This window comes from Streptomyces sp. NPDC006512, from assembly GCF_040611935.1.
Taxonomy (GTDB): domain Bacteria; phylum Actinomycetota; class Actinomycetes; order Streptomycetales; family Streptomycetaceae; genus Streptomyces.
Genome location: NZ_JBEXPG010000052.1, coordinates 18,900 through 37,585, shown reverse-complemented (window position 1 = coordinate 37,585; position 18,686 = coordinate 18,900). Strand labels below are relative to the sequence as shown.

The window sequence follows — 18,686 nt, the reverse complement described above, 5'->3', positions numbered from 1 at the left end:
ACGCGTAAAGCGGCGGCGGCCCCCGGGGAGTCCCCGGAGGCCGCCGCCGCTCACACCACCGGCCGTCAGGCGTCGCCGCCGGCGGCGCCCGGGTCCGCGGCCGTCACGTCCAGGAGCTGGTAGCGGTCGATCGCCTGCTTCAGCACCGAACGGTCGATCTTGTTCTGCTTGGCCAGCTCGGTCAGTACCGCCAGCACCACCGACTGCGCGTCGATGTGGAAGAAGCGCCGCGCCGCACCACGGGTGTCCGCGAAGCCGAAGCCGTCCGCACCCAGCGAGGTGTACGCGCCCGGCACCCACCGCGCGATCTGGTCCGGGACCGAACGCATCCAGTCCGAGACCGCCACGAACGGCCCGTCCGCACCCGACAGCTTCCGCGTCACGTACGGGACGCGCTGTTCCTCCTCCGGGTGGAGCAGGTTGTGCTCCTCCACCTCGACGGCCTCGCGGCGCAGCTCGTTCCAGGAGGTCGCCGACCAGACGTCCGCCTTCACGTCCCACTCCGCGGCCAGGATCCGCTGGGCCTCCAGGGCCCACGGCACCGCCACGCCCGAGGCCATGATCTGCGCCCCGATGGTGCCCGCGGAGCCCTGAGACACGCGGTGGATGCCCTTGAGGATCCCGTCGGCGTCCACGTCCGCCGGCTCGGCCGGGTGCTGGATCGGCTCGTTGTAGACGGTCAGGTAGTAGAAGACGTCCTCCGCGTCGGGACCGTACATGCGCCGCAGGCCGTCCTGGACGATGTGCGCGATCTCGTAGCCGTAGGCCGGGTCGTACGCCACGCAGCCCGGATTCGTCGAGGCCAGCAGCTGGGAGTGACCGTCGGCGTGCTGGAGACCCTCACCCGTCAGGGTGGTCCGGCCGGCGGTCGCGCCGAGGACGAAACCGCGCGCCAGCTGGTCGGCCATCTGCCAGAACTGGTCACCGGTGCGCTGGAAACCGAACATCGAGTAGAAGACGTAGACCGGGATCAGCGGCTCGCCGTGCGTCGCGTACGCCGAACCCGCGGCGATGAGCGAGGCCGTGCAGCCGGCCTCCGAGATGCCGTCGTGCAGCATCTGGCCGGTCGGGGACTCCTTGTACGCGAGGAGCAGGTCGCGGTCGACCGCCTCGTACTGCTGCCCCAGCGGGTTGTAGATCTTGGCGCTCGGGAAGAACGCGTCCATGCCGAAGGTGCGGTACTCGTCGGGCGCGATCAGCACGAAGCGCTTGCCGATCTCCTTGTCCCGCATCAGGTCCTTCAGGATGCGGACGAAGGCCATCGTCGTCGCGATGGACTGCTGGCCCGAGCCCTTCTTCGCGGCCGCGTAGGTCTTCTCCTCCGGCAGTTGGAGGGGCTTGGCGCGCACCACGCGCGTCGGCACGTAACCGCCGTGCGCGCTGCGCTGGTCGTGCATGTACTGGATCTCGGGGGAGTTGCGGCCCGGGTGGTAGTACGGCGGCGCGCCGCTCTCCAGCTGGGCGTCCGTGATCGGGATGTGCAGCCGGTCGCGGAAGCGCTTGAGGTCGTCGACCGTCAGCTTCTTCATCTGGTGGGTCGCGTTGCGGCCCTCGAAGTTCGGGCCGAGCGTCCAGCCCTTGACCGTCTGCGCCAGGATCACCGTCGGCTGGCCCTTGTGGGCCTTGGCCGCCGCGTAGGCCGCGTAGACCTTCTTGTGGTCGTGACCGCCGCGGCCCAGGTGCTGGATCTGGTAGTCGGTCATGTTCTCGACCATCGCGCGCAGCCGCTGGTCGCCGCCGAAGAAGTGCTCGCGGATGTACGCGCCGGACTCCGTGGCGTACGTCTGGAACTGGCCGTCCGGCGTCGAGTTCATCTTGTTGACCAGGATGCCGTCGCGGTCCTGGGCCAGCAGCGGGTCCCAGGAGCGGTCCCAGATCAGCTTGATGACGTTCCAGCCGGCCCCGCGGAACTGCGACTCCAGCTCCTGGATGATCTTGCCGTTGCCGCGCACCGGGCCGTCGAGCCGCTGGAGGTTGCAGTTGACGACGAAGGTCAGGTTGTCCAGGCCCTCGCGGGCGGCGATCGACAGCTGGCCCAGCGACTCCGGCTCGTCCATCTCGCCGTCGCCCAGGTACGCCCAGACGTGGGACTTGGAGGTGTCCGCGATCCCGCGCGCCTCCATGTACCGGTTCATCCGGGCCTGGTAGATCGCACCCAGCGGACCGAGGCCCATCGAGACGGTCGGGAACTCCCAGAAGTCCGGCATCAGCCGCGGGTGCGGGTAGCTGGACAGGCCGTACGGGGCCTTCGACTTCTCCTGCCGGAACGCGTCGAGCTGCTGCTCGGAGAGCCGGTCCAGGAGGTAGGCGCGCGCGTAGATGCCGGGGGAGGCGTGCCCCTGGAAGAAGATCTGGTCCCCGCCGTCGCCCTCGTCCTTGCCCCGGAAGAAGTGGTTGAAGCCCACGTCGTAGAGGGAGGCGGAGGAGGCGAAGGTGGCGATGTGGCCGCCGACGCCGATCCCGGGACGCTGGGCGCGCGAGACCATCACGGCCGCGTTCCACCGGGTGGCGTTCAGGACCTTGCGCTCGATCTCCTCGTTGCCGGGGAAGAACGGCTCGTCCTTGGTGGCGATGGTGTTGACGTAGTCCGAGCTGCGCATCTCCGGCACGGCCACGCGCTTCTCGCGGGCCCGCTCGATCAGCCGCAGCATCAGGTACCGGGCACGCTCACGGCCCCGCTCGTCGACTGCGGCGTCCAGGGAGTCGAGCCACTCCTGCGTCTCCTCCGGATCGAAGTCCGGGACCTGACTCGGCAGGCCGCCAATGATGATCGGATTGCGATCGGATGCGGAAGCCACGCTGTTCCTTCGCTGTCGGGGGAGTCGTGCCTTGGGTCGCCGCCTCCCATGGTCTTACGCTCGGCCGAAATCTTCACCTCTACCACTGGGTAACACCTGGAGCGGCGAAGGAGCGGAGGAGCGGGTAGGGCCAAATCGCAACCTTACGCCCCGGTCGATCACCCGGTTCGTAAGGCCGTTCGTCCCTCAAACAGGTAGGAAAGTCCTCATGCGATGCCGAATGAGCTGGAATGGTGTGGGATGAATCACCAGGGGCGTGAACGGGAAGCCTGAAAGTTGCGGCGAGACGGCCGCAATCGTCACCGTTTCGACGGTCTCGGCGGCCGGGTACTTGCGCGATCCGCCGCGCCCGTGTGGACTACGCCCAATGCTGCGCGTACGCGCGCCGCCGAAAGACATTCACCGAACATGAGCAGGAGGCACCCCGTGAGCGCGACCGCGGACCACGCGGAGAGCCCGGTCACCCGACTTGGCTTCCAGTCCGAACAGGTGGTCCAGGAGATCGGCTACGACGACGACGTCGATCAGGATTTCCGTGACGCCGTCGAGAAGCACGTCAGCGAACTCGTCGACGAGGATTACGACGACGAGGTCGACGCCGTGATCCTCTGGTTCCGGGAAGAGGACGGTGACCTGACCGATGCGCTGGTCGATGCCATCGAACTGGTCGATGAGAACTCCGTCGTCCTGCTGCTGACCCCCAAGACGGGCCGTGACGGCTTCGTGCAGGCCAGCGACATCAGCGAGGCAGTCGAGACCGCCGGCCTCTCCCAGGCCAAGCCCGTCAAGGTGGGCGACGACTGGACCGCCGTCAAGCTGACGACCCCGAAGGCCGCCGCCAAGAAGCGCTGAGCCGAACCCCGCAGTCAAGCGGACGCGCCCCGCCGACCCGGATCACCCGAGGTCGGCGGGGCGCGGTCGTTCGGGCACCCGGCGGCACCCCGGGCCCGGCGGACGGGGCGCGACCGCGCCCGCTCCGATCGGCCGGACACCCCCTAGGCTGGGCCCCGGGACCGGCGGGCTCACCCGAACGGTCCAACGCGCACGTGCAGGAATGCAGAACGAAGGGATGAGAGAGATGGCCATCGAGGTCGGCGACAAGGCTCCGGACTTCGAGCTCAAGGACAATCACGGCGCCACCGTGCGGCTCTCCGACTTCCGGGGGGAGAAGGCCGTGGTGCTGCTCTTCTACCCGTTCGCCTTCACCGGCGTCTGCACCGGCGAACTCTGCGAGCTGCGCGACCAGCTGCCCCGGTTCCAGAACGACGAGGTGCAGCTCCTCGCCGTCTCGAACGACTCGGTGCCGACCCTGCGCGTCTTCGGCGAGCAGGAGAACCTCGACTACCCCCTGCTGTCGGACTTCTGGCCGCACGGGGAGACCTCCCGCGCCTACGGGGTCTTCGACGAGGACAAGGGCTGTGCGGTCCGCGGCACCTTCATCATCGACAAGGACGGCGTCGTGCGGTGGACTGTCGTCAACGGACTGCCCGACGCCCGTGACCTGAACGAGTACATCAAGGCCCTCGACAGCCTCTGAGGCCTCGGCAGGTCTCTGCTGCCCTCGCGGGCAGATTCCGTACCAAAACCGTGTACGAACGGGAACCCGTCACTAGGATCGGAACGTTGATCCGGTAGCAACCGCACGACGGGGCCCCGCCCCAGACACATACCCAATGGAGGACCCGTGGGAGTCAGCCTCAGCAAGGGCGGCAACGTCTCGCTGACCAAGGCCGCGCCTAACCTGACGGCGGTCATCGTCGGTCTGGGCTGGGACGCTCGCACCACCACCGGTGTCGACTTCGACCTCGACGCCAGCGCGATCCTGACCAACGACCAGGGCAAGGTCGCCAACGACTCGAACTTCGTGTTCTTCAACAACCTGAAGAGCCCGGACGGTTCGGTCGAGCACACCGGTGACAACACCACCGGTGAGGGCGAGGGCGACGACGAGGCGATCAAGGTCAACCTGGCCGGCGTCCCCGCCGATGTCGCGAAGATCGTCTTCCCCGTCTCGATCTACGAGGCCGAGGGCCGTCAGCAGAGCTTCGGCCAGGTCCGCAACGCGTACATCCGCGTCGTGAACCAGGCGGACAACACCGAGCTCGCCCGCTACGACCTCTCCGAGGACGCCTCGACCGAGACCGCCATGGTCTTCGGCGAGCTGTACCGCAACGGCGCGGAGTGGAAGTTCCGCGCCATCGGCCAGGGCTACGCCTCGGGCCTGCGCGGCATCGCGCAGGACTTCGGCGTCAACGTCTGAGCCGACAGCAGTCCGTCCGTCCGGCGCCGTGCACTGTGTGTACGGCGCCGGACCGGCTTTGCCACCACATCACGTCGTCCGGGGAGGAACACAACATGGGCGTCACACTCGCCAAGGGGGGCAACGTCTCCCTGTCCAAGGCCGCACCGAACCTCACCCGGGTTCTGGTCGGACTCGGATGGGACGCGCGCTCGACCACGGGAGCCGACTTCGACCTCGATGCCAGCGCGCTGCTGTGCAACAGCGGCCGGGTGCTCGGGGACGCGTACTTCGTCTTCTACAACAACCTGAAGAGCCCCGAGGGCTCCGTCGAACACACGGGCGACAACCTCACGGGCGAGGGTGAGGGTGACGACGAGTCGATCATCATCGACCTCACCAAGGTGCCGGCGAACGTGGACAAGATCGTCTTCCCGGTCTCGATCCACGACGCGGACGCCCGCCGCCAGAGCTTCGGCCAGGTCAGCAATGCCTTCATCCGCGTCGTCAACATGGCCGACGACCAGGAACTGGCCCGCTACGACCTCACCGAGGACGCCTCCTCCGAGACCGCGATGATCTTCGGCGAGGTCTACCGGTACGGCGGTGAATGGAAGTTCCGAGCGGTAGGGCAGGGGTACGCGTCGGGCCTGCGGGGCATCGCTCTAGACTTCGGGGTCAACGTTTCGTAAAGCCGTACAAGACGATGGGGTGCCAGTGGTTCTCAAAACCTTCGGCTGGTCGTTCGCAATCACTGCGCTCGGTCTGGTCGCAGCGGTGTTCTACGGGGGGTGGCAGGCCTTCGGGATCGTGGCGATCCTGTCGGTCCTGGAGATCTCGCTGTCCTTCGACAATGCGGTGGTCAACGCCGGAATCCTGAAGAAGATGAATGCCTTCTGGCAGAAGATCTTCCTCACCATCGGTGTTCTGATCGCCGTGTTCGGCATGCGCCTGGTGTTCCCCGTCGTCATCGTCGCGATCAGCGCCAAGATCGGGCCGATCGAGGCGGTCGACCTCGCACTGTCCGACAAGGACCAGTACCAGCAGCTCGTCACGGACGCCCACCCGTCCATCGCCGCCTTCGGTGGCATGTTCCTGCTGATGATCTTCCTCGACTTCATCTTCGAGGACCGCGACATCAAGTGGCTCGCCTGGCTGGAGCGTCCGCTCGCCAAGCTCGGCAAGATCGACATGCTGTCCGCGTGCATCGCGCTGATCATCCTGGTCATCACCGCGATGACCTTCGCCACCAACGCCCACCAGCACGGCGGCGCGCACGTCGACAAGGCGCAGACCGTCCTGATCTCCGGCGTCCTCGGCCTGATCACCTACATGGTCGTCGGCGGTCTCTCCGGCTACTTCGAGAACAAGCTGGAGGAAGAGGAGGAAGCCGAGCACGAGGCCGAGGAAGAGGCCAAGAAGACCGGCAAGCCCGTCTCCGCCGTGGCCATGGCCGGCAAGGCCGCCTTCTTCATGTTCCTCTACCTGGAAGTCCTCGACGCCTCCTTCTCCTTCGACGGGGTCATCGGCGCCTTCGCCATCACCAACGACATCGTGCTCATGGCCCTCGGCCTCGGCATCGGTGCCATGTACGTCCGGTCGCTCACGGTCTACCTGGTCCGCCAGGGCACCCTCGACGACTACGTCTACCTGGAGCACGGCGCCCACTACGCCATCGGCGCGCTCGCCGTGATCCTGCTCGTCACCATCCAGTACGAGATCAACGAGGTCATCACCGGCCTCGTCGGCGTCGTGCTCATCGGCTGGTCCTTCTGGTCCTCGGTGCGCCGCAACAAGCGCCTGGAGCTGGAGGGTGCCGCAGCCGAGGCATGACCTCGGCGCTAATGCGGAACGCTCCAGTTGCGGGGCGGCCGGACGGGTCCACGGACCCGGCGGCCGCCCCGCTTCCGTATGGGTGAGGGGTTCGTACTCGTGAGGCAGCAGGGGGGCAGGGGACCATGGGGTTCTTCGACGGGATCAGGGGCGCGCGCGCCATGGGGTTCGACTCGGGGCACGCCTCGTCGAACGCCATCGAGCTGACCAAACGACATCCGACGGTGTCGCTGACCAAGCAGCAGGCGGTCCACGGCAACCTGCGCGTCAACCTCTCGTGGCGGATGCGGACCTCGGACATCGGCGGCCGCTCCGGGCAGAGCGGGCAGCTGCTGCGGCACCCGCTCAGGCTGTTCAAGCCCGACATGGTGCAGGCCCACACCCAGGGCATGGTCAACGTCGACCTCGACATGGGCTGCCTGTACGAGCTGACCGACGGCACCCGGGGTGCCGTGCAGCCCCTCGGGAACCTCCTCGGCGACCTCAACGACCCGCCGTACGTGAAGCTCAGCGGGGACGACCGGTTCGGCTCGGCCTCGGGGGAGACGCTCTACATCAACCTCGACCACGCCGAGGACATCAAGCGGCTGCTCGTCTTCGTCTACATCTACGACCAGACCCCGGCCTTCGACCGGACGCACGCCCTCGTCACCCTGTACCCGGTGACCGGGCCGCGGATCGAGATCCCGCTGGAGGAGAGGCAGCCGCAGGCCCGCTCCTGCGCGGTCCTGTCCCTGGAGAACGTCAAGGGCGAGCTGATCGTCCGGCGCGAGGTGAAGTTCGTCTACGGGTTCCAGGCCGAGCTCGACCGGCTGTACGGCTGGGGGCTCCAGTGGGGGCGGGGCTACAAGAGCACCAAGGCCTGACCGGCCGGCTCCGGGGGACCGGAGCCGGCGGTGACCGCCGGGGCGGGCGGCACGGGCGGTGTGAGCCGCACGGGCGGCGTGGGCGGCGTGGGTGGCGTCAGCGGCGTCAGCGGCGGATGAACTGCGGGCCCTGCACCGGCAGCCGGAAGGACGGGTCCCCGCCCGGGGCCGGCACCGGCGCCGGGGACACCGGCTGCGGATATCCGTACGCCGGCTCGACGGCCGGCGGGGCCTGCGTGGGCGGGGCCGGGAGCGGCGGGCGCATCGCGGCCGTCTGCTCGGCGGTGGGCCCGGCGCCGGACACGGAGGCCGCCACGGGCGCGGCCTCTTCGGAGCCGCCCTCGGCGGCGTTCTCGTCCACGGAGATGCCGTGGTCGGTCGCCAGCCCCACGAGCCCGTCGGAGTAGCCCTCGCCCAGCGCGCGGAACTTCCAGCCCTCGCCCCTGCGGTACAGCTCCCCGCAGATCAGCGCGGTCTCGGCGCCCGTCTCCGGCCGCACGTCGAAGAAGGCCAGCGGCTCGGGGCCGGCGCCCGGGGTGGCGTCGTAGAGCAGGATCCGCAGGTCGTGGACCCGCTCGAAGGGGACGTCCTCGGCGGAGGCCACCACCAGGATCCGGTCCACCTCCGGGGTGACGGTGCGCAGGTCGGCCTGGACGGCGTCGGTGATCCCGTCGCCGAGCTGCTTCTTCCCGAGCCGCCACACGGCTCCCGAGGGGTGCCGGGGCTGGTTGTAGAAGACGAAGTCCTCGTCCGAGCGCACGCGCCCGTCCGCGCCCACGAGCAGCGCCGAGGCGTCCACGTCCGGCACCTCTGGCCCCGTGGACCAGCGCAGCACCGCCCGGACCGCCACGGCGGCCACCGGGATGTTCGAGCCCTTCTGCATCGCGTGCGTCATGCCCGTCATCCTGCCCTCCCGGGCCCGACCGGGACAATGCGGCCCCCCGTTGGGCCTTGTACCGAACGCGAGAGCTGGGCATGGTGCAAGAGGGTTACCTGAACTTCATGTGCTTGAGGAACTCTTGACTCATATTCGTACGTACTATTACCGGCCACGCCAGTTGGGCCGCCGAGGCAGTACGGGGGAAGCACATGCGTCACTTCGGGCACATTTCGCCCAGCGTCCGCAAGGACCTCTTCCACCAGGAGCCCGCGGAGTTCACCCTCGCTTCCCCCGCCGGTACGCTCGCCGCCGCGCTCGGAGCCACCCTCTACAGCCCGGCCACCCGGCCGCACCTGGCCGCCGACATCCGCAAGCAGGCCGCCCGCGGAGTCGTCTCCATGGTCCTCTGCCTGGAGGATTCCATCAGCGACGCGGACGTCGTCGACGGCGAGGAGAACCTCGTCCGGCAGTTCGCGGACCTCGACGAGGACGGCCCCGACGCCGCCGAGCTGCCGCTGCTGTTCATCCGCGTCCGCACGCCCGAGCAGATCGGCGATCTCGTACGCCGCCTCGGCCGCTCGGTGCGGAACCTGGCCGGATTCGTACTCCCCAAGTTCACCGAGAGCCGGGGCACGGCCTTCCTCGACGCCGTCGCCGACGCGCAGGCCGCCGCCGGACTGCCCCGCCTGTATGCCATGCCGGTCCTCGAATCCCCCGAGCTCCTCCACCTCGAAACCCGGGTCGAGACCCTCGCGGGCATCTCGCGCACCGTCAACCGCCACCGCGAGCACGTCCTGGCCCTGCGGCTCGGCGTGACCGACTTCTGCTCCGCCTACGGGCTGCGGCGCACCCCCGACATGACCGCCTACGACGTCCAGATCGTGGCCGGCGTGATCGCGGACGTGGTCAACGTCCTCAGCCGCGCCGACGGCACCGGCTTCACCGTCACCGGCCCGGTCTGGGAGTACTTCCGCAGCCAGCAGCGCCTCTTCAAGCCGCAGCTGCGCCGCAGCCCCTTCCTGGAAGAGGGCGTGGAGGAGCTGCGCACCGCGCTCATCGAGCACGACCTGGACGGGCTGCTCCGCGAGATCGAGCTCGACCGGGCCAACGGGCTGCTGGGCAAGACCTGCATCCACCCCGCCCACGTCACGCCCGTCCACGCACTGTCCGTGGTCTCCCACGAGGAGTTCAGCGACGCCCAGGACATCCTGCGCCCCGAGCGCGGGGGCGGCGGCGTGCTGCGGTCCGCCTATACGAACAAAATGAATGAGGTGAAGCCCCACCGGGCCTGGGCCGAGCGCACCATGCGGCGCGCCGAGGCCTTCGGTGTGGCGAGGGAGGAGGTCGGCTTCGTCGACCTCCTCACGGCCGGGCTCCAGGTGTGAGCGGGCGCGGACCGGTGACGGCGGAGTTTCCTACGGAGAAGGGCAAGACGATCGAAGAGGTGTGGTCGGGAACCTGGGTCGCGGACCGGCTGGGCGTGGGCCTGGAAGGCGGAGCAGACCCGGAGCAGCCCCCGCTGGACGAGCTGCTCGGGCTCGCGCTGCGGCGCAACCCCAAGCGCGCCCACCTGCTGGTGTCGCAGGTGCTGGGCAAGCACGTCCCGCAGTCCCCGGCGGTCGTCCACGGCGCCGGGTACCGCCTCGGCGAGCGGGTCCGGGCACTGCTCGGCGCCGACGCCGCCTCGGCGGTGGTCCTCGGGTACGCCGAGACCGCGACCGGCCTCGGCCACTGCGTCGCCGACGGCCTGGGCACCGCCCCCTACCTGCACTCCACCCGGCGGCCCGTACCGGGCGTGGCGGCCGCGGGCGGCTTCGAGGAGGCCCACTCGCACGCCACCTCCCACCTGCTGCTGCCCGAGGACCCGCGGCTGCTGGCCGGCACCGGGCCGCTCGTCCTCGTCGACGACGAGTTCTCCACCGGCAACACCGTCCTGAACACCATCCGCGACCTGCACGCCCGCCACCCCCGCACGCACTACGTGGTCGTCGCCCTCGTGGACGTGCGCTCCGCCGCCGACCGCGACCGGCTGACCGGCTTCGCCGCCGAGATCGGCGCCCGTGTCGACCTGATCGCCCTCGCCGCGGGCACGGTGTCCCTCCCCGAAGGGGTACTCGCCAAGGGCCGGGCGCTGGTCGAGCAGTACGACGGAGCGGCCGCGCAGGACGCGGGAGCCGTCCCGGGAGGGCCCGCCGGGGCCCCCGCCCCCGCCGGGCGGATCGAGCTCGACTGGCCCGCCGGCGTCCCCGACGGCGGCCGGCACGGCTTCACCCCGGCCCACCGCGCCGCCCTCGAAGAGGCCCTGCCCCGCCTCTCCCGGCAGCTCACGGACGCGCTGGGCGCCGACCCCGGGCGGGTCCTCGTCCTCGGCAACGAGGAGCTGATGTACGCCCCGCTGCGGCTCGCACTGGCCCTGGAGCGGTCCGGGGCGGCCGCCGAGGTCCGCTTCTCCACCACGACCCGCTCGCCCGTGCTGCCCGTCGACGACCCCGGCTACGCCATCCGCACCCGCCTGGTGTTCCCCGCCCACGACGACCCCGCCGACGGGCCCGGAGACCGGTACGCCTACAACGTCGTCCGCACCGACGCCCCCCGCTTCGACACCGTCGTCGCCGTCGTGGACTCGGCCGGCGACACCCCCGCACTGCGCACCGGCCTGCTCGCCGCCCTCGCCCCGCACACCGGCCGGGTCCTGCTCGCCGTCATACCGTCCTACGTACCGTCGCCCCACGCACCCGACCGGCGGGAGCCGACCATGCCCGAGCCGACCCTGCCCGAGCCGCTGCGCGGCCCGGCCTTCTCCTCGTACGCCCCCGAGGACGTCGGCTGGCTCCTCCAGGACCTCTCCGACGTGGAACTGGAGGCCCCGACCGAGGAACGCGAGGAGGCCATCCAGGCGGGCGGCGCCCACTACGCCGAGTCCCTGCCGGTCGAGTACCAGCCCTCCGACGCCTACCAGGAGCTCTACCGCAGCGCCCTGGCCGCCTCCGCCACCCGCATAGCCCGGGCGGTAGGAACCGTCACCGAGACCGTCCTCGCCGAGCGCTCCCCCTCCCCGGTGCTGGTGTCCCTGGCCCGCGCCGGCACTCCCGTCGGCGTGCTGATGCGCCGCTGGGCCCGCGACCGCCACGGCCTGGACCTGCCGCACTACGCCGTCTCCATCGTGCGGGGCCGCGGCATCGACGCCAACGCGCTGCGCTGGCTGGCCGCCCACCACGACCCCGCCGACGTCGTCTTCGTCGACGGCTGGACCGGCAAGGGCGCCATCACCCGGGAGCTGAAGGAGGCCCTCGCCGCGTTCCCGGGCTTCGACCCGGAGATCGTGGTCCTGGCCGACCCCGGCTCCTGCGTCCGCACGTACGGCACCCGCGAGGACTTCCTGATCCCCTCCGCCTGCCTGAACTCCACCGTCTCCGGACTGGTCTCGCGTACGGTGCTGAGGTCCGACCTGGTCGGGCCCGCCGACTTCCACGGCGCGAAGTTCTACCGCGAACTCGCCGGAGCCGATGTCTCCGTCGGCTTCGTCGACGCCGTCGCGGCCCGCTTCGACGCCGTCGCCGACGCCGTCGCCGACGAGGTGAAGGAACTGCTCGCGGCCGACCGCACCCCCACCTGGGTGGGCTGGGCGGCAGTCGAGCGGATCAGCGAGGAGTACGGCATCCACGACGTGAACCTGGTCAAGCCCGGCGTGGGCGAGACGACGCGGGTGCTGCTGCGCCGCGTGCCGTGGAAGATCCTCGCCCAGCGCGGAGCCGGAGCCGACCTGGACCACGTACGCCTGCTCGCCGAGCAGCGCGGGGTGCCGGTCGAGGAGGTCGACGGACTGCCCTACACGTGCGTAGGACTCATCCACCCCCGATTCACGCGCGGCGCCACGGGCGCCGACGGAAAGGCCGTGGCCGCCAAGTGACCGTCCTCGTAGCCAGTGACCTCGACCGTACGCTCATCTACTCGTCGGCCGCCCTCGGCCTGACCATGCCCGACCCGGTGGCCCCGCGACTGCTGTGCGTGGAGGTGCACGAGAGCAAGCCGCTGTCGTTCATGACGGAAACGGCGGCGGCGCTGCTGGCGGAGCTCACCGAGAACCCCGCGGCGGTCTGGGTCCCCACCACGACCCGCACCCGCAAGCAGTACCAGCGGATCCGCTTCCCCGGCCGCCCGGCCCCGTACGCGATCTGCGCCAACGGCGGCCAGCTGCTGGTCGACGGAGTCCCCGACCGGGACTGGCGGCGGGCCGTCGCCGGCCGCCTCGCGCAGGAGTGCGCCCCGCTGGAGGAGGTGCACCAGCACCTGCTGTCGGTGTCCGACCCGGCGTGGCTGCGCAAGGCGCGGCTGGCCGAGGACCTCTTCGCCTACCTGGTCGTGGAGCGCGACCTGGTCCCCGCGGAATGGCTGAAGGCCCTCGCCGAATGGGCCGAGGCGCGCGGCTGGACGGTCTCCCTCCAGGGCCGCAAGATCTATGCCGTCCCCCGGCCCCTGACCAAGAGCGCGGCGATGGCGGAAGTGGCCCGGCGCACGGGCGCCACCACGACCCTCGCCGCCGGCGACTCCCTCCTCGACGCCGACCTGCTGCTCGCCGCGGACCGCGGCTGGCGGCCGGGGCACGGGGAGCTGGCCGACGCGGGCTGGACGGCGCCGTCGGTGACGGCCCTGACGACCGCCGGAGTGCTGGCGGGTGAGGAAATCATCCGCGCGTTCGGCGGGACGGTTGCGAGACTGACCGCATGACCAAGGGCAACAGCACCAAGATCACCGACGAGCTCTACCAGTACGTCCTGGCGCACAACCCCCCGCTGGACGCCGTCCAGCGGGGGCTGGTGGCCACGACCTACGAGAAGTTCCCGGAGTCGGCCGGCATGCAGTCGGCGGAGGAGCAGGGGCCGCTGCTGGCCTTCCTGGTCCGGCTGACGGGCGCCCGCCACATCGTGGAGGTGGGCACCTTCACCGGCTTCTCCGCCCTGTCCATGGCCCAGGCCCTCCCGGCCGACGGCCGCCTCATCGCCTGCGACGTGTCGGAGGAGTGGACGGCGTACGGCCGCGAGGCCTGGGAGGCGGCGGGCGTCGCGGACCGCATCGACCTGCGCATCGCCCCCGCGCTCGACACGCTCCGCGCGATGCCGGCCGAGGAGCACATCGACCTGGCGTACGTGGACGCGGACAAGCAGAGCCAGATCCTCTACTGGGAGGAACTCGTCCCCCGGCTCCGGCCGGGCGGGCTGATCGTCACGGACAACACCCTGTTCCACGGCACGGTCCTCGACGGGTCTCCCGGGAGCCGGGGCACGAGCGTCCACGCCTTCAACGAGCACGTCGCGGCCGACTCCCGGATGGAATCCGTCCTCCTGGCGATCTCGGACGGCCTGACCCTGTCGCGCAAGCGGTAGCGCCCGGGCCTCCCGGCCTCAGCCGCAGCCCCCGCCGCCGCAGCAGCCCCCGCCCATGGCCGGGGCCGCGGCCGCGGGGGCGGCGCTGCTGCCGCCGACGGCGACGGCGGAGAGCAGCTTGACGGTGTCGGCGTGACCGGCGGGGCAGTCGGCGGGAGCGGACGACTCGGCCATGGGACGGCTCACCTCGAAGGTGTCGTCGCAGGTCCGGCAGCGGTATTCGTAGCGAGGCATGCGGACCAGGCTATGCGGCCGGACGGCCTACGGGTACCTCCCGCGGCCGGTGTTGTGGCCGGGCCGGCTGGTCCGGGCTGCTCTGGGCAACTGGTCCGGGGCGTGCCGGGGCCGGTTCGGGGCGCTTCGGGCTACCGGTCCGGGGTCTGTCGGGCCTCCGGTTCAGGTCCCTCCGCGGTACTGGTTCAGGCCCCTCCGCGTCACCGTCCGAGCCTCCCGGGCCGCCTGCTCGGGGTGGCGGGCGCGCCAGTACGGATTGTCGTGCGGCAGGGCGCTGCCCACCCTCCCGTACATCCCGAACCACATCAGCATCACGCCGACGACGAAGCTGAACAGCACGTTCGGGATCTTGAAGGCAAGGAAGTTCAGCCCGGTGTCGAGCAGCGCGAGGTTCACGAAGCCGCTCGCGATGAACAGCAGGCCCAGCACGATGTTCAGGGTCGACGCGAAGTTACCGCCCACGACCATCCCGCCGAACAGCAGCAGCCCGACCAGGATCGACAGCACGCTCAGGGCGCCGTTCGTGTTGAGGCCGGCGACGGTGTCCCCGCCGGTGTCGAAGAAGCCGATCCGGTCGATGAGCCCCAGGATCCCGAACACCACCAGCAGCAGACCGGTCAGCCCGGCCCCCACCCGGTACACCTTGCTCAGCTTGTGGTCGACCGGAAGGTGCTCGTCCAGCCGGGCCCCGACCGGCCGGCGGATGCGCGGCGCCGCGTGCGAAACCATGACGGCCTCCTCTGCCCTGGGCCGTGTCGGCCGGGCCGTACGCCCCTCCAGCATCCGCCGTCCCCCGGGCGACGACAACCCGGGGGCATGTACCCCTGGGGAGCCCAGGGGTACGACGACACGGCCGGTCCAGCCCCGGCCGGTTCAGCCCCGGCCTGTTCAGCCGTGGCCGAGGTCCGTCCGGATCTCGTTCACCACCCGGTTCACCGCGCCCCGTACGTCCTCCATCTCCTGGAGGAACGCCCAGTAGTCCGGGTGCCGCCCCTCCAGCGCGGAAAGGGCCCGCTCGACCCGCGCCACCGACTCGTCCAGCGGCCGTGCGTGCCGGGGATCGGGCACGCTGCGGCCCGCCATCGCCAGGCGCTGCGCGTCCCGGATCGCGAACCGCGTCCGCTGCACCTCCGCCTGCGGATCCCGCGCCACCGCCTCCAGCCGGTCCAGCCGGTCCTGCGCCGCCGACACCGCCTCGTCCGTCGCGTCCAGGGAAGCCCGTACCGCCTCGATGGCCTCGCCGACATCCGTCCAGCGCTGCTCGTCCCGCGCCCGGCCGGCCTCCGCCAGCCGGTCCTCGGCCCGCGCGACGTCCCGTACCGCCTCGTCCGGTACCTGCTGGAGGTCCTGCCAGCACGCCGCGCTGAACCGCCGCCTGAGCTCGCTGAGCACCGGATCCACCCGGTCCGCCCGGTTGCGCAGCGCCTGCGCCCGGGTCCGCAGACTCACCAGCCGACGGTCGATCTCCGCCGCCCGCTCCGGCAGCCGCTCCGCCTCGGCCCGTATCGCCTCCGCGTCGCGCAGGATCCGGTCGGCCCGCTGCACCGTCCCCTGCACCCCGTGCTGCGCCGCACCCTGGTTCAGCTTGGTCAGCTCCGGGCCCAGCGCCGCCAGCCGCGCCGCCAGGTCATCGGCCCGCATGCCCTTGGCGCGCACCGAGTCCAGCGCGTCGCTCGCCGCCAGCAGTGCCGCCCTGGCCCGCTCCCGGGCCGGCGCCACCCGCGCCAACTGCGTCTCCGCCTTGTCCAGCAGCGGCTGCAACCCCTGCGCGAACCGCTCCAGCTCCCCCTTGGCCCGCACCAGCTCGTCCCGCGCCCGCGTCAGCTGCTCCCGCGCCTGCGCCGCGACGGAGCCCTCCAGATCGACCCGGTCCAGGTCGTGCGCGTCCACCGCCTCGATGTACACCTGGCTGACCTGGTCGATCCGCAGGCCCAGCGCGGCGAACCCCTCGGTCGCGTGCCGCGCCGCCGGTGACCCGTCCGCCGCGGCGATGGTCTCGATCGAGATCCGCAGATCCCGCTGCGCCGTGTCCAGCTCGTAGAACGCGGCCGCCGCGGCATCCTTCGCCGCCTGCGCGTCCGCCCGTCGACTCTCGTCCCGCCCGCCGAACCACCGCCGGGATGCCGTCGTCACAATCCCTCTCCCGTGCCCCGTCCGCCATGCCCCGGTCCATTCTCCCCCACCGGAACGGGTTTGCGTGGGGGGTGCGCCCTCCATGTAGGCTGTCCACTCATCCACGGGTGCGTAGCTCAGGGGTAGAGCGCTGCTCTTACAAAGCAGATGTCGGCGGTTCGAAACCGTCCGCGCCCACCAGTGAGAAGGCCTCCAGTCGTATGCGGCTGGGGGCCTTTGACGGTTGATCCGGTCGGGGCCGGAGTGGCTGCACGGGCTGGGCTTCGTGCGGATCGACGAGGGCAAGAAGGCCAAGAGGCGGCTGCACCTCGACTTCAGGCCGGACCACCAGGACGCCGAGGTGGCTCGTGTGTCGACGTCGGCCAGGGTGATCAGGCGTGGGTCGTCCTGGCGGACCCCGCAGGCAACGGGTTCTGCGTCCTCGGCCGGCGGCGTCAGTGGGGCCGGGCCTCGCCGTAGCGGCGTGCGCCGACGAGAAGGCCCCCGACCGGTCGCGGTCGGGGGCCTTTCCGCGTGGGGGTCAGGCGTTGGGGCGCTTGCCGTGGTTGGCCTTCTTCTTCTTGCGGGCGCGGCGCTTGTTTCCTCGCTTGGCCATGGGGCGTCTCCCTCATCACGGACAATCCGGGCGTTCGTCAGTCTAGGTTCGGGGCGGGCCGCCCGCATCAGGGGGAGCCGGGGGTGGGTTTCCCGGGCCCGGGGGCGGGGATCCCGGTGGTGGGGGTGGTGGGCGTGGGGGAGTGGCTCTGGGGGGTCGGGGCGGTCGTGCTGGTGGTCGTCGCGCTGGTGGTGTTCGAGCGGCTCGGCGGTGACCGGTTCGAGCGGCGGCGGGACGTCGAGCGGGCGCGGTTGATCGCGTCGATGGGCGCAGGATCCGGGGAGGGTGAGCGGAATCCGCGGTTCGTGGATGCCGGGGCCCGCCAGCCGGGCGAACTGGGGGACCGGCGGGACGACTTCACGCCGATCCTCGTCGAGTACTACGCCTACGGACTGACGCAGGCGCGCAGCAGCTTCGCGACCAGCCAGCGGTTCGCCGGGGCCGGGGCGGCCATCCTGCTCTTCGGGGTCGGGCTGGCGGTCTGGAAGGCCGAGAGTTCAGGGGACGCGTACGTCGGGGTCGTGACGAGTTCCGTCGGACTGGTCGTCACCCTGGTCGGGCAGCTCTTCCACCGGCGGGCCGACATCGCCCTCCGGCACATGGCCGCGCAGACGGCCTCCCTGCGCGAGGACCGGCGGGCCGCCGAGAGCACGCAGCAGGCGATCGGACTGTTGGAGGAGGTCGCCGATCCGGAGCTGCGGGGGCGGCTCCAGGCCGGACTGATCATGAAATTGTCCGGGGCCGAGCTGCCGCGGTAGCGCCATAGTGGAGGTATGTGCCGCTCCATTAAGACTCTGCGTCCGCCCGCCATCCCCGAGAAAGCCACCGAGGAGGAGATCCGCGCGGCCGCGCTCCAGTACGTACGGAAGGTGTCCGGTTTCCGGGCGCCCGCCGCGCACAACCGGGAGGTGTTCGACGCCGCCGTGGACGCCGTCGCCGAGGCGACCCGGCTGCTGCTCGACGGGGTGCACGTACGGGGGCGGGCGACGGCCGAGGCCTGACTGTTCTGACTGGCCGGCCCGGGCCGTGGCCCGGGCCGGGTGGGGACACCGCTGCTCCGTGCCCGGCGGGCGCCGGCCGGTCAGCCCGTGGAGGCCGAGCGGCGGCGCAGCACCCACACGCCGGTGCCGAGTGCGCCTGCGGCGAGCGCTCCGCCGAGGGCGATCTGGCCGGTACTGATCGATCCGACGCTGCCGCCCAGACCGCCGCGGGCGGCGCCGGGGGTGACCTGGAAGGAGACGGTGACGCGCTGGCCGCCCGCGCCGCCGCACTCGAAGGTGACGGGGTGCGATCCGGCGGGTGCGTCCCGGTAGACGGTGGCGGCGCCGAAGAGGTTGGTGGCCTCCAGGTTGCCCGGGGTCAGTGACACGTCGCCGAAGGCGCGGGAGGTGGCCCGGCCGGTCTTGGTGCCGCACCCCTCGACGTTGAGGCTGACCCGGGCGCCCGGGGCTGCGGTTCCGGGCGAGACGGTGGCGAAGGGGGCGGCGGAGGCGAGTGTGGCGGGGACGGCTGCCGCGACGGCGAGTGCCGCGGCCGCGACCCCTGCCAGGCGGTGCCGGTTGCGCGTGCGGGTCATGGAGAGAACTCCTCGGGCTCCTCGAAACGGCGCGGCCAGGGCACGGATGTGACGCGGATTCGGTTGCGCGCCGTGCTCTGGACGCTAGAAGCCCTGCCCCGGCGCGGCGATCGCTGCCGGGTGAACGGGTGAGCGCATGCCCCGCTCG

18 protein-coding genes, 1 tRNA gene and 1 pseudogene are annotated in these 18,686 nt (G+C 71.1%); 14 read left to right on the top strand and 6 right to left on the bottom strand.

Features of this window, described 5'->3' with window-relative positions; translation table 11 throughout:
* Nucleotides 1-65: 65 nt before the first annotated feature.
* Nucleotides 66-2,798, bottom strand: coding sequence for a pyruvate dehydrogenase (acetyl-transferring), homodimeric type (gene aceE / locus ABZZ17_RS29765; RefSeq protein ID WP_356880462.1), 2,733 nt, complete (start codon nt 2,796-2,798; stop codon nt 66-68).
* 426 nt (nt 2,799-3,224) lie between these two features.
* On the opposite strand from aceE, the gene ABZZ17_RS29760 reads away from it, so the two are divergent.
* The 6 genes from ABZZ17_RS29760 (at nt 3,225) to ABZZ17_RS29735 (ending at nt 7,736) form a co-directional block, all read left to right on the top strand.
* A complete protein-coding gene (locus ABZZ17_RS29760; protein ID WP_281206266.1) occupies nt 3,225-3,650 on the top strand; it encodes a DUF3052 domain-containing protein in 426 nt (141 codons plus the stop codon).
* 226 nt (nt 3,651-3,876) lie between these two features.
* Nucleotides 3,877-4,335: a peroxiredoxin gene (locus ABZZ17_RS29755; RefSeq protein WP_356880524.1), complete on the top strand. Its 459-nt coding sequence runs from the start codon at nt 3,877-3,879 to the stop codon at nt 4,333-4,335.
* 147 nt (nt 4,336-4,482) lie between these two features.
* The gene (locus ABZZ17_RS29750) at nt 4,483-5,058 is read left to right on the top strand and encodes a TerD family protein (protein WP_356880460.1); all 576 of its coding nucleotides are present in this window, start codon (nt 4,483-4,485) and stop codon (nt 5,056-5,058) included.
* A gap of 95 nt (nt 5,059-5,153) precedes the next feature.
* Entirely contained in the window at nt 5,154-5,729 is a 576-nt protein-coding gene (locus tag ABZZ17_RS29745; protein ID WP_356880458.1) for a TerD family protein, read from the top strand.
* A gap of 25 nt (nt 5,730-5,754) precedes the next feature.
* Complete coding sequence (locus ABZZ17_RS29740; RefSeq protein ID WP_356880456.1) at nt 5,755-6,870, top strand: DUF475 domain-containing protein; 1,116 nt, start codon at nt 5,755-5,757, stop codon at nt 6,868-6,870.
* Between the two features lie 125 nt (nt 6,871-6,995).
* The gene (locus tag ABZZ17_RS29735; RefSeq protein ID WP_356880454.1) at nt 6,996-7,736 is read left to right on the top strand and encodes a Tellurium resistance; all 741 of its coding nucleotides are present in this window, start codon (nt 6,996-6,998) and stop codon (nt 7,734-7,736) included.
* 106 nt (nt 7,737-7,842) lie between these two features.
* On the opposite strand, the gene ABZZ17_RS29730 is transcribed toward ABZZ17_RS29735, so the two are convergent.
* Nucleotides 7,843-8,631, bottom strand: a complete 789-nt coding sequence (locus ABZZ17_RS29730; RefSeq protein ID WP_356880522.1) for a TerD family protein — start codon at nt 8,629-8,631, stop codon at nt 7,843-7,845.
* A gap of 194 nt (nt 8,632-8,825) precedes the next feature.
* Between ABZZ17_RS29730 and ABZZ17_RS29725 the strand changes: the two genes are divergently transcribed.
* From ABZZ17_RS29725 to ABZZ17_RS29710, 4 genes are read left to right on the top strand one after another with little or no spacing between them, the layout of a single operon-like run.
* On the top strand, nt 8,826-10,001 hold the full coding sequence (locus tag ABZZ17_RS29725) for an HpcH/HpaI aldolase/citrate lyase family protein (RefSeq protein ID WP_356880452.1): 1,176 nt from the start codon (nt 8,826-8,828) through the stop codon (nt 9,999-10,001).
* A gap of 59 nt (nt 10,002-10,060) precedes the next feature.
* Nucleotides 10,061-12,526 (top strand): phosphoribosyltransferase, encoded by a 2,466-nt coding sequence (locus ABZZ17_RS29720; protein ID WP_356880520.1) that lies wholly within the window; start codon nt 10,061-10,063, stop codon nt 12,524-12,526.
* Nucleotides 12,523-13,344: an HAD family hydrolase gene (locus tag ABZZ17_RS29715; RefSeq protein ID WP_356880450.1), complete on the top strand. Its 822-nt coding sequence runs from the start codon at nt 12,523-12,525 to the stop codon at nt 13,342-13,344. The genes ABZZ17_RS29720 and ABZZ17_RS29715 overlap by 4 nt, the downstream gene beginning before the upstream one ends.
* Nucleotides 13,341-14,000, top strand: coding sequence for a class I SAM-dependent methyltransferase (locus tag ABZZ17_RS29710; RefSeq protein WP_356880448.1), 660 nt, complete (start codon nt 13,341-13,343; stop codon nt 13,998-14,000). Before ABZZ17_RS29715 ends, ABZZ17_RS29710 begins: the two co-directional genes overlap by 4 nt.
* An 18-nt stretch (nt 14,001-14,018) precedes the next feature.
* Here the strand turns inward: ABZZ17_RS29710 and ABZZ17_RS29705 are convergent, their stop codons facing one another.
* From ABZZ17_RS29705 to ABZZ17_RS29695, 3 genes are all read right to left on the bottom strand, one after another.
* Nucleotides 14,019-14,234 (bottom strand): zinc ribbon domain-containing protein, encoded by a 216-nt coding sequence (locus tag ABZZ17_RS29705; RefSeq protein ID WP_356880446.1) that lies wholly within the window; start codon nt 14,232-14,234, stop codon nt 14,019-14,021.
* Between the two features lie 162 nt (nt 14,235-14,396).
* Nucleotides 14,397-14,963 carry a DUF4383 domain-containing protein gene (locus ABZZ17_RS29700; protein WP_356880444.1) on the bottom strand — a complete coding sequence of 189 codons (567 nt, stop codon included), beginning with the start codon at nt 14,961-14,963 and terminating at the stop codon, nt 14,397-14,399.
* Nucleotides 14,964-15,122: 159 nt separating this feature from the next.
* On the bottom strand, nt 15,123-16,451 hold the full coding sequence (locus tag ABZZ17_RS29695; protein ID WP_356880518.1) for a hypothetical protein: 1,329 nt from the start codon (nt 16,449-16,451) through the stop codon (nt 15,123-15,125).
* A gap of 21 nt (nt 16,452-16,472) precedes the next feature.
* Here ABZZ17_RS29695 and ABZZ17_RS29690 point away from each other — a divergent pair.
* The 4 genes and pseudogenes from ABZZ17_RS29690 (at nt 16,473) to ABZZ17_RS29675 (ending at nt 17,963) form a co-directional block, all read left to right on the top strand.
* Nucleotides 16,473-16,547 (top strand) — tRNA-Val (locus ABZZ17_RS29690).
* Nucleotides 16,548-16,593: 46 nt separating this feature from the next.
* Nucleotides 16,594-16,826: pseudogene (locus ABZZ17_RS29685) on the top strand (VOC family protein); the annotation flags it as partial.
* 270 nt (nt 16,827-17,096) lie between these two features.
* A complete protein-coding gene (locus ABZZ17_RS29680) occupies nt 17,097-17,720 on the top strand; it encodes a hypothetical protein (protein WP_356880442.1) in 624 nt (207 codons plus the stop codon).
* 15 nt (nt 17,721-17,735) lie between these two features.
* Nucleotides 17,736-17,963 carry a DUF2277 domain-containing protein gene (locus ABZZ17_RS29675; RefSeq protein WP_356880440.1) on the top strand — a complete coding sequence of 76 codons (228 nt, stop codon included), beginning with the start codon at nt 17,736-17,738 and terminating at the stop codon, nt 17,961-17,963.
* Nucleotides 17,964-18,043: 80 nt separating this feature from the next.
* Here the strand turns inward: ABZZ17_RS29675 and ABZZ17_RS29670 are convergent, their stop codons facing one another.
* Complete coding sequence (locus ABZZ17_RS29670; RefSeq protein WP_356880439.1) at nt 18,044-18,538, bottom strand: hypothetical protein; 495 nt, start codon at nt 18,536-18,538, stop codon at nt 18,044-18,046.
* Nucleotides 18,539-18,686: the final 148 nt, after the last annotated feature.

Bases quoted from the DNA above. Each gene is read 5' to 3' on its own strand.
- ABZZ17_RS29705 (WP_356880446.1), bottom strand. From the start codon at position 14,234: ATGCCTCGCTACGAATACCGCTGCCGGACCTGCGACGACACCTTCGAG.
- ABZZ17_RS29745 (WP_356880458.1), top strand. From the start codon at position 5,154: ATGGGCGTCACACTCGCCAAGGGGGGCAACGTCTCCCTGTCCAAGGCC.
- ABZZ17_RS29670 (WP_356880439.1), bottom strand. From the start codon at position 18,538: ATGACCCGCACGCGCAACCGGCACCGCCTGGCAGGGGTCGCGGCCGCG.
- ABZZ17_RS29695 (WP_356880518.1), bottom strand. From the start codon at position 16,451: ATGGAGGGCGCACCCCCCACGCAAACCCGTTCCGGTGGGGGAGAATGG.
- ABZZ17_RS29725 (WP_356880452.1), top strand. From the start codon at position 8,826: ATGCGTCACTTCGGGCACATTTCGCCCAGCGTCCGCAAGGACCTCTTC.
- ABZZ17_RS29730 (WP_356880522.1), bottom strand. From the start codon at position 8,631: ATGACGCACGCGATGCAGAAGGGCTCGAACATCCCGGTGGCCGCCGTG.
- ABZZ17_RS29710 (WP_356880448.1), top strand. From the start codon at position 13,341: ATGACCAAGGGCAACAGCACCAAGATCACCGACGAGCTCTACCAGTAC.
- ABZZ17_RS29700 (WP_356880444.1), bottom strand. From the start codon at position 14,963: ATGGTTTCGCACGCGGCGCCGCGCATCCGCCGGCCGGTCGGGGCCCGG.
- ABZZ17_RS29755 (WP_356880524.1), top strand. From the start codon at position 3,877: ATGGCCATCGAGGTCGGCGACAAGGCTCCGGACTTCGAGCTCAAGGAC.
- ABZZ17_RS29735 (WP_356880454.1), top strand. From the start codon at position 6,996: ATGGGGTTCTTCGACGGGATCAGGGGCGCGCGCGCCATGGGGTTCGAC.
- ABZZ17_RS29675 (WP_356880440.1), top strand. From the start codon at position 17,736: ATGTGCCGCTCCATTAAGACTCTGCGTCCGCCCGCCATCCCCGAGAAA.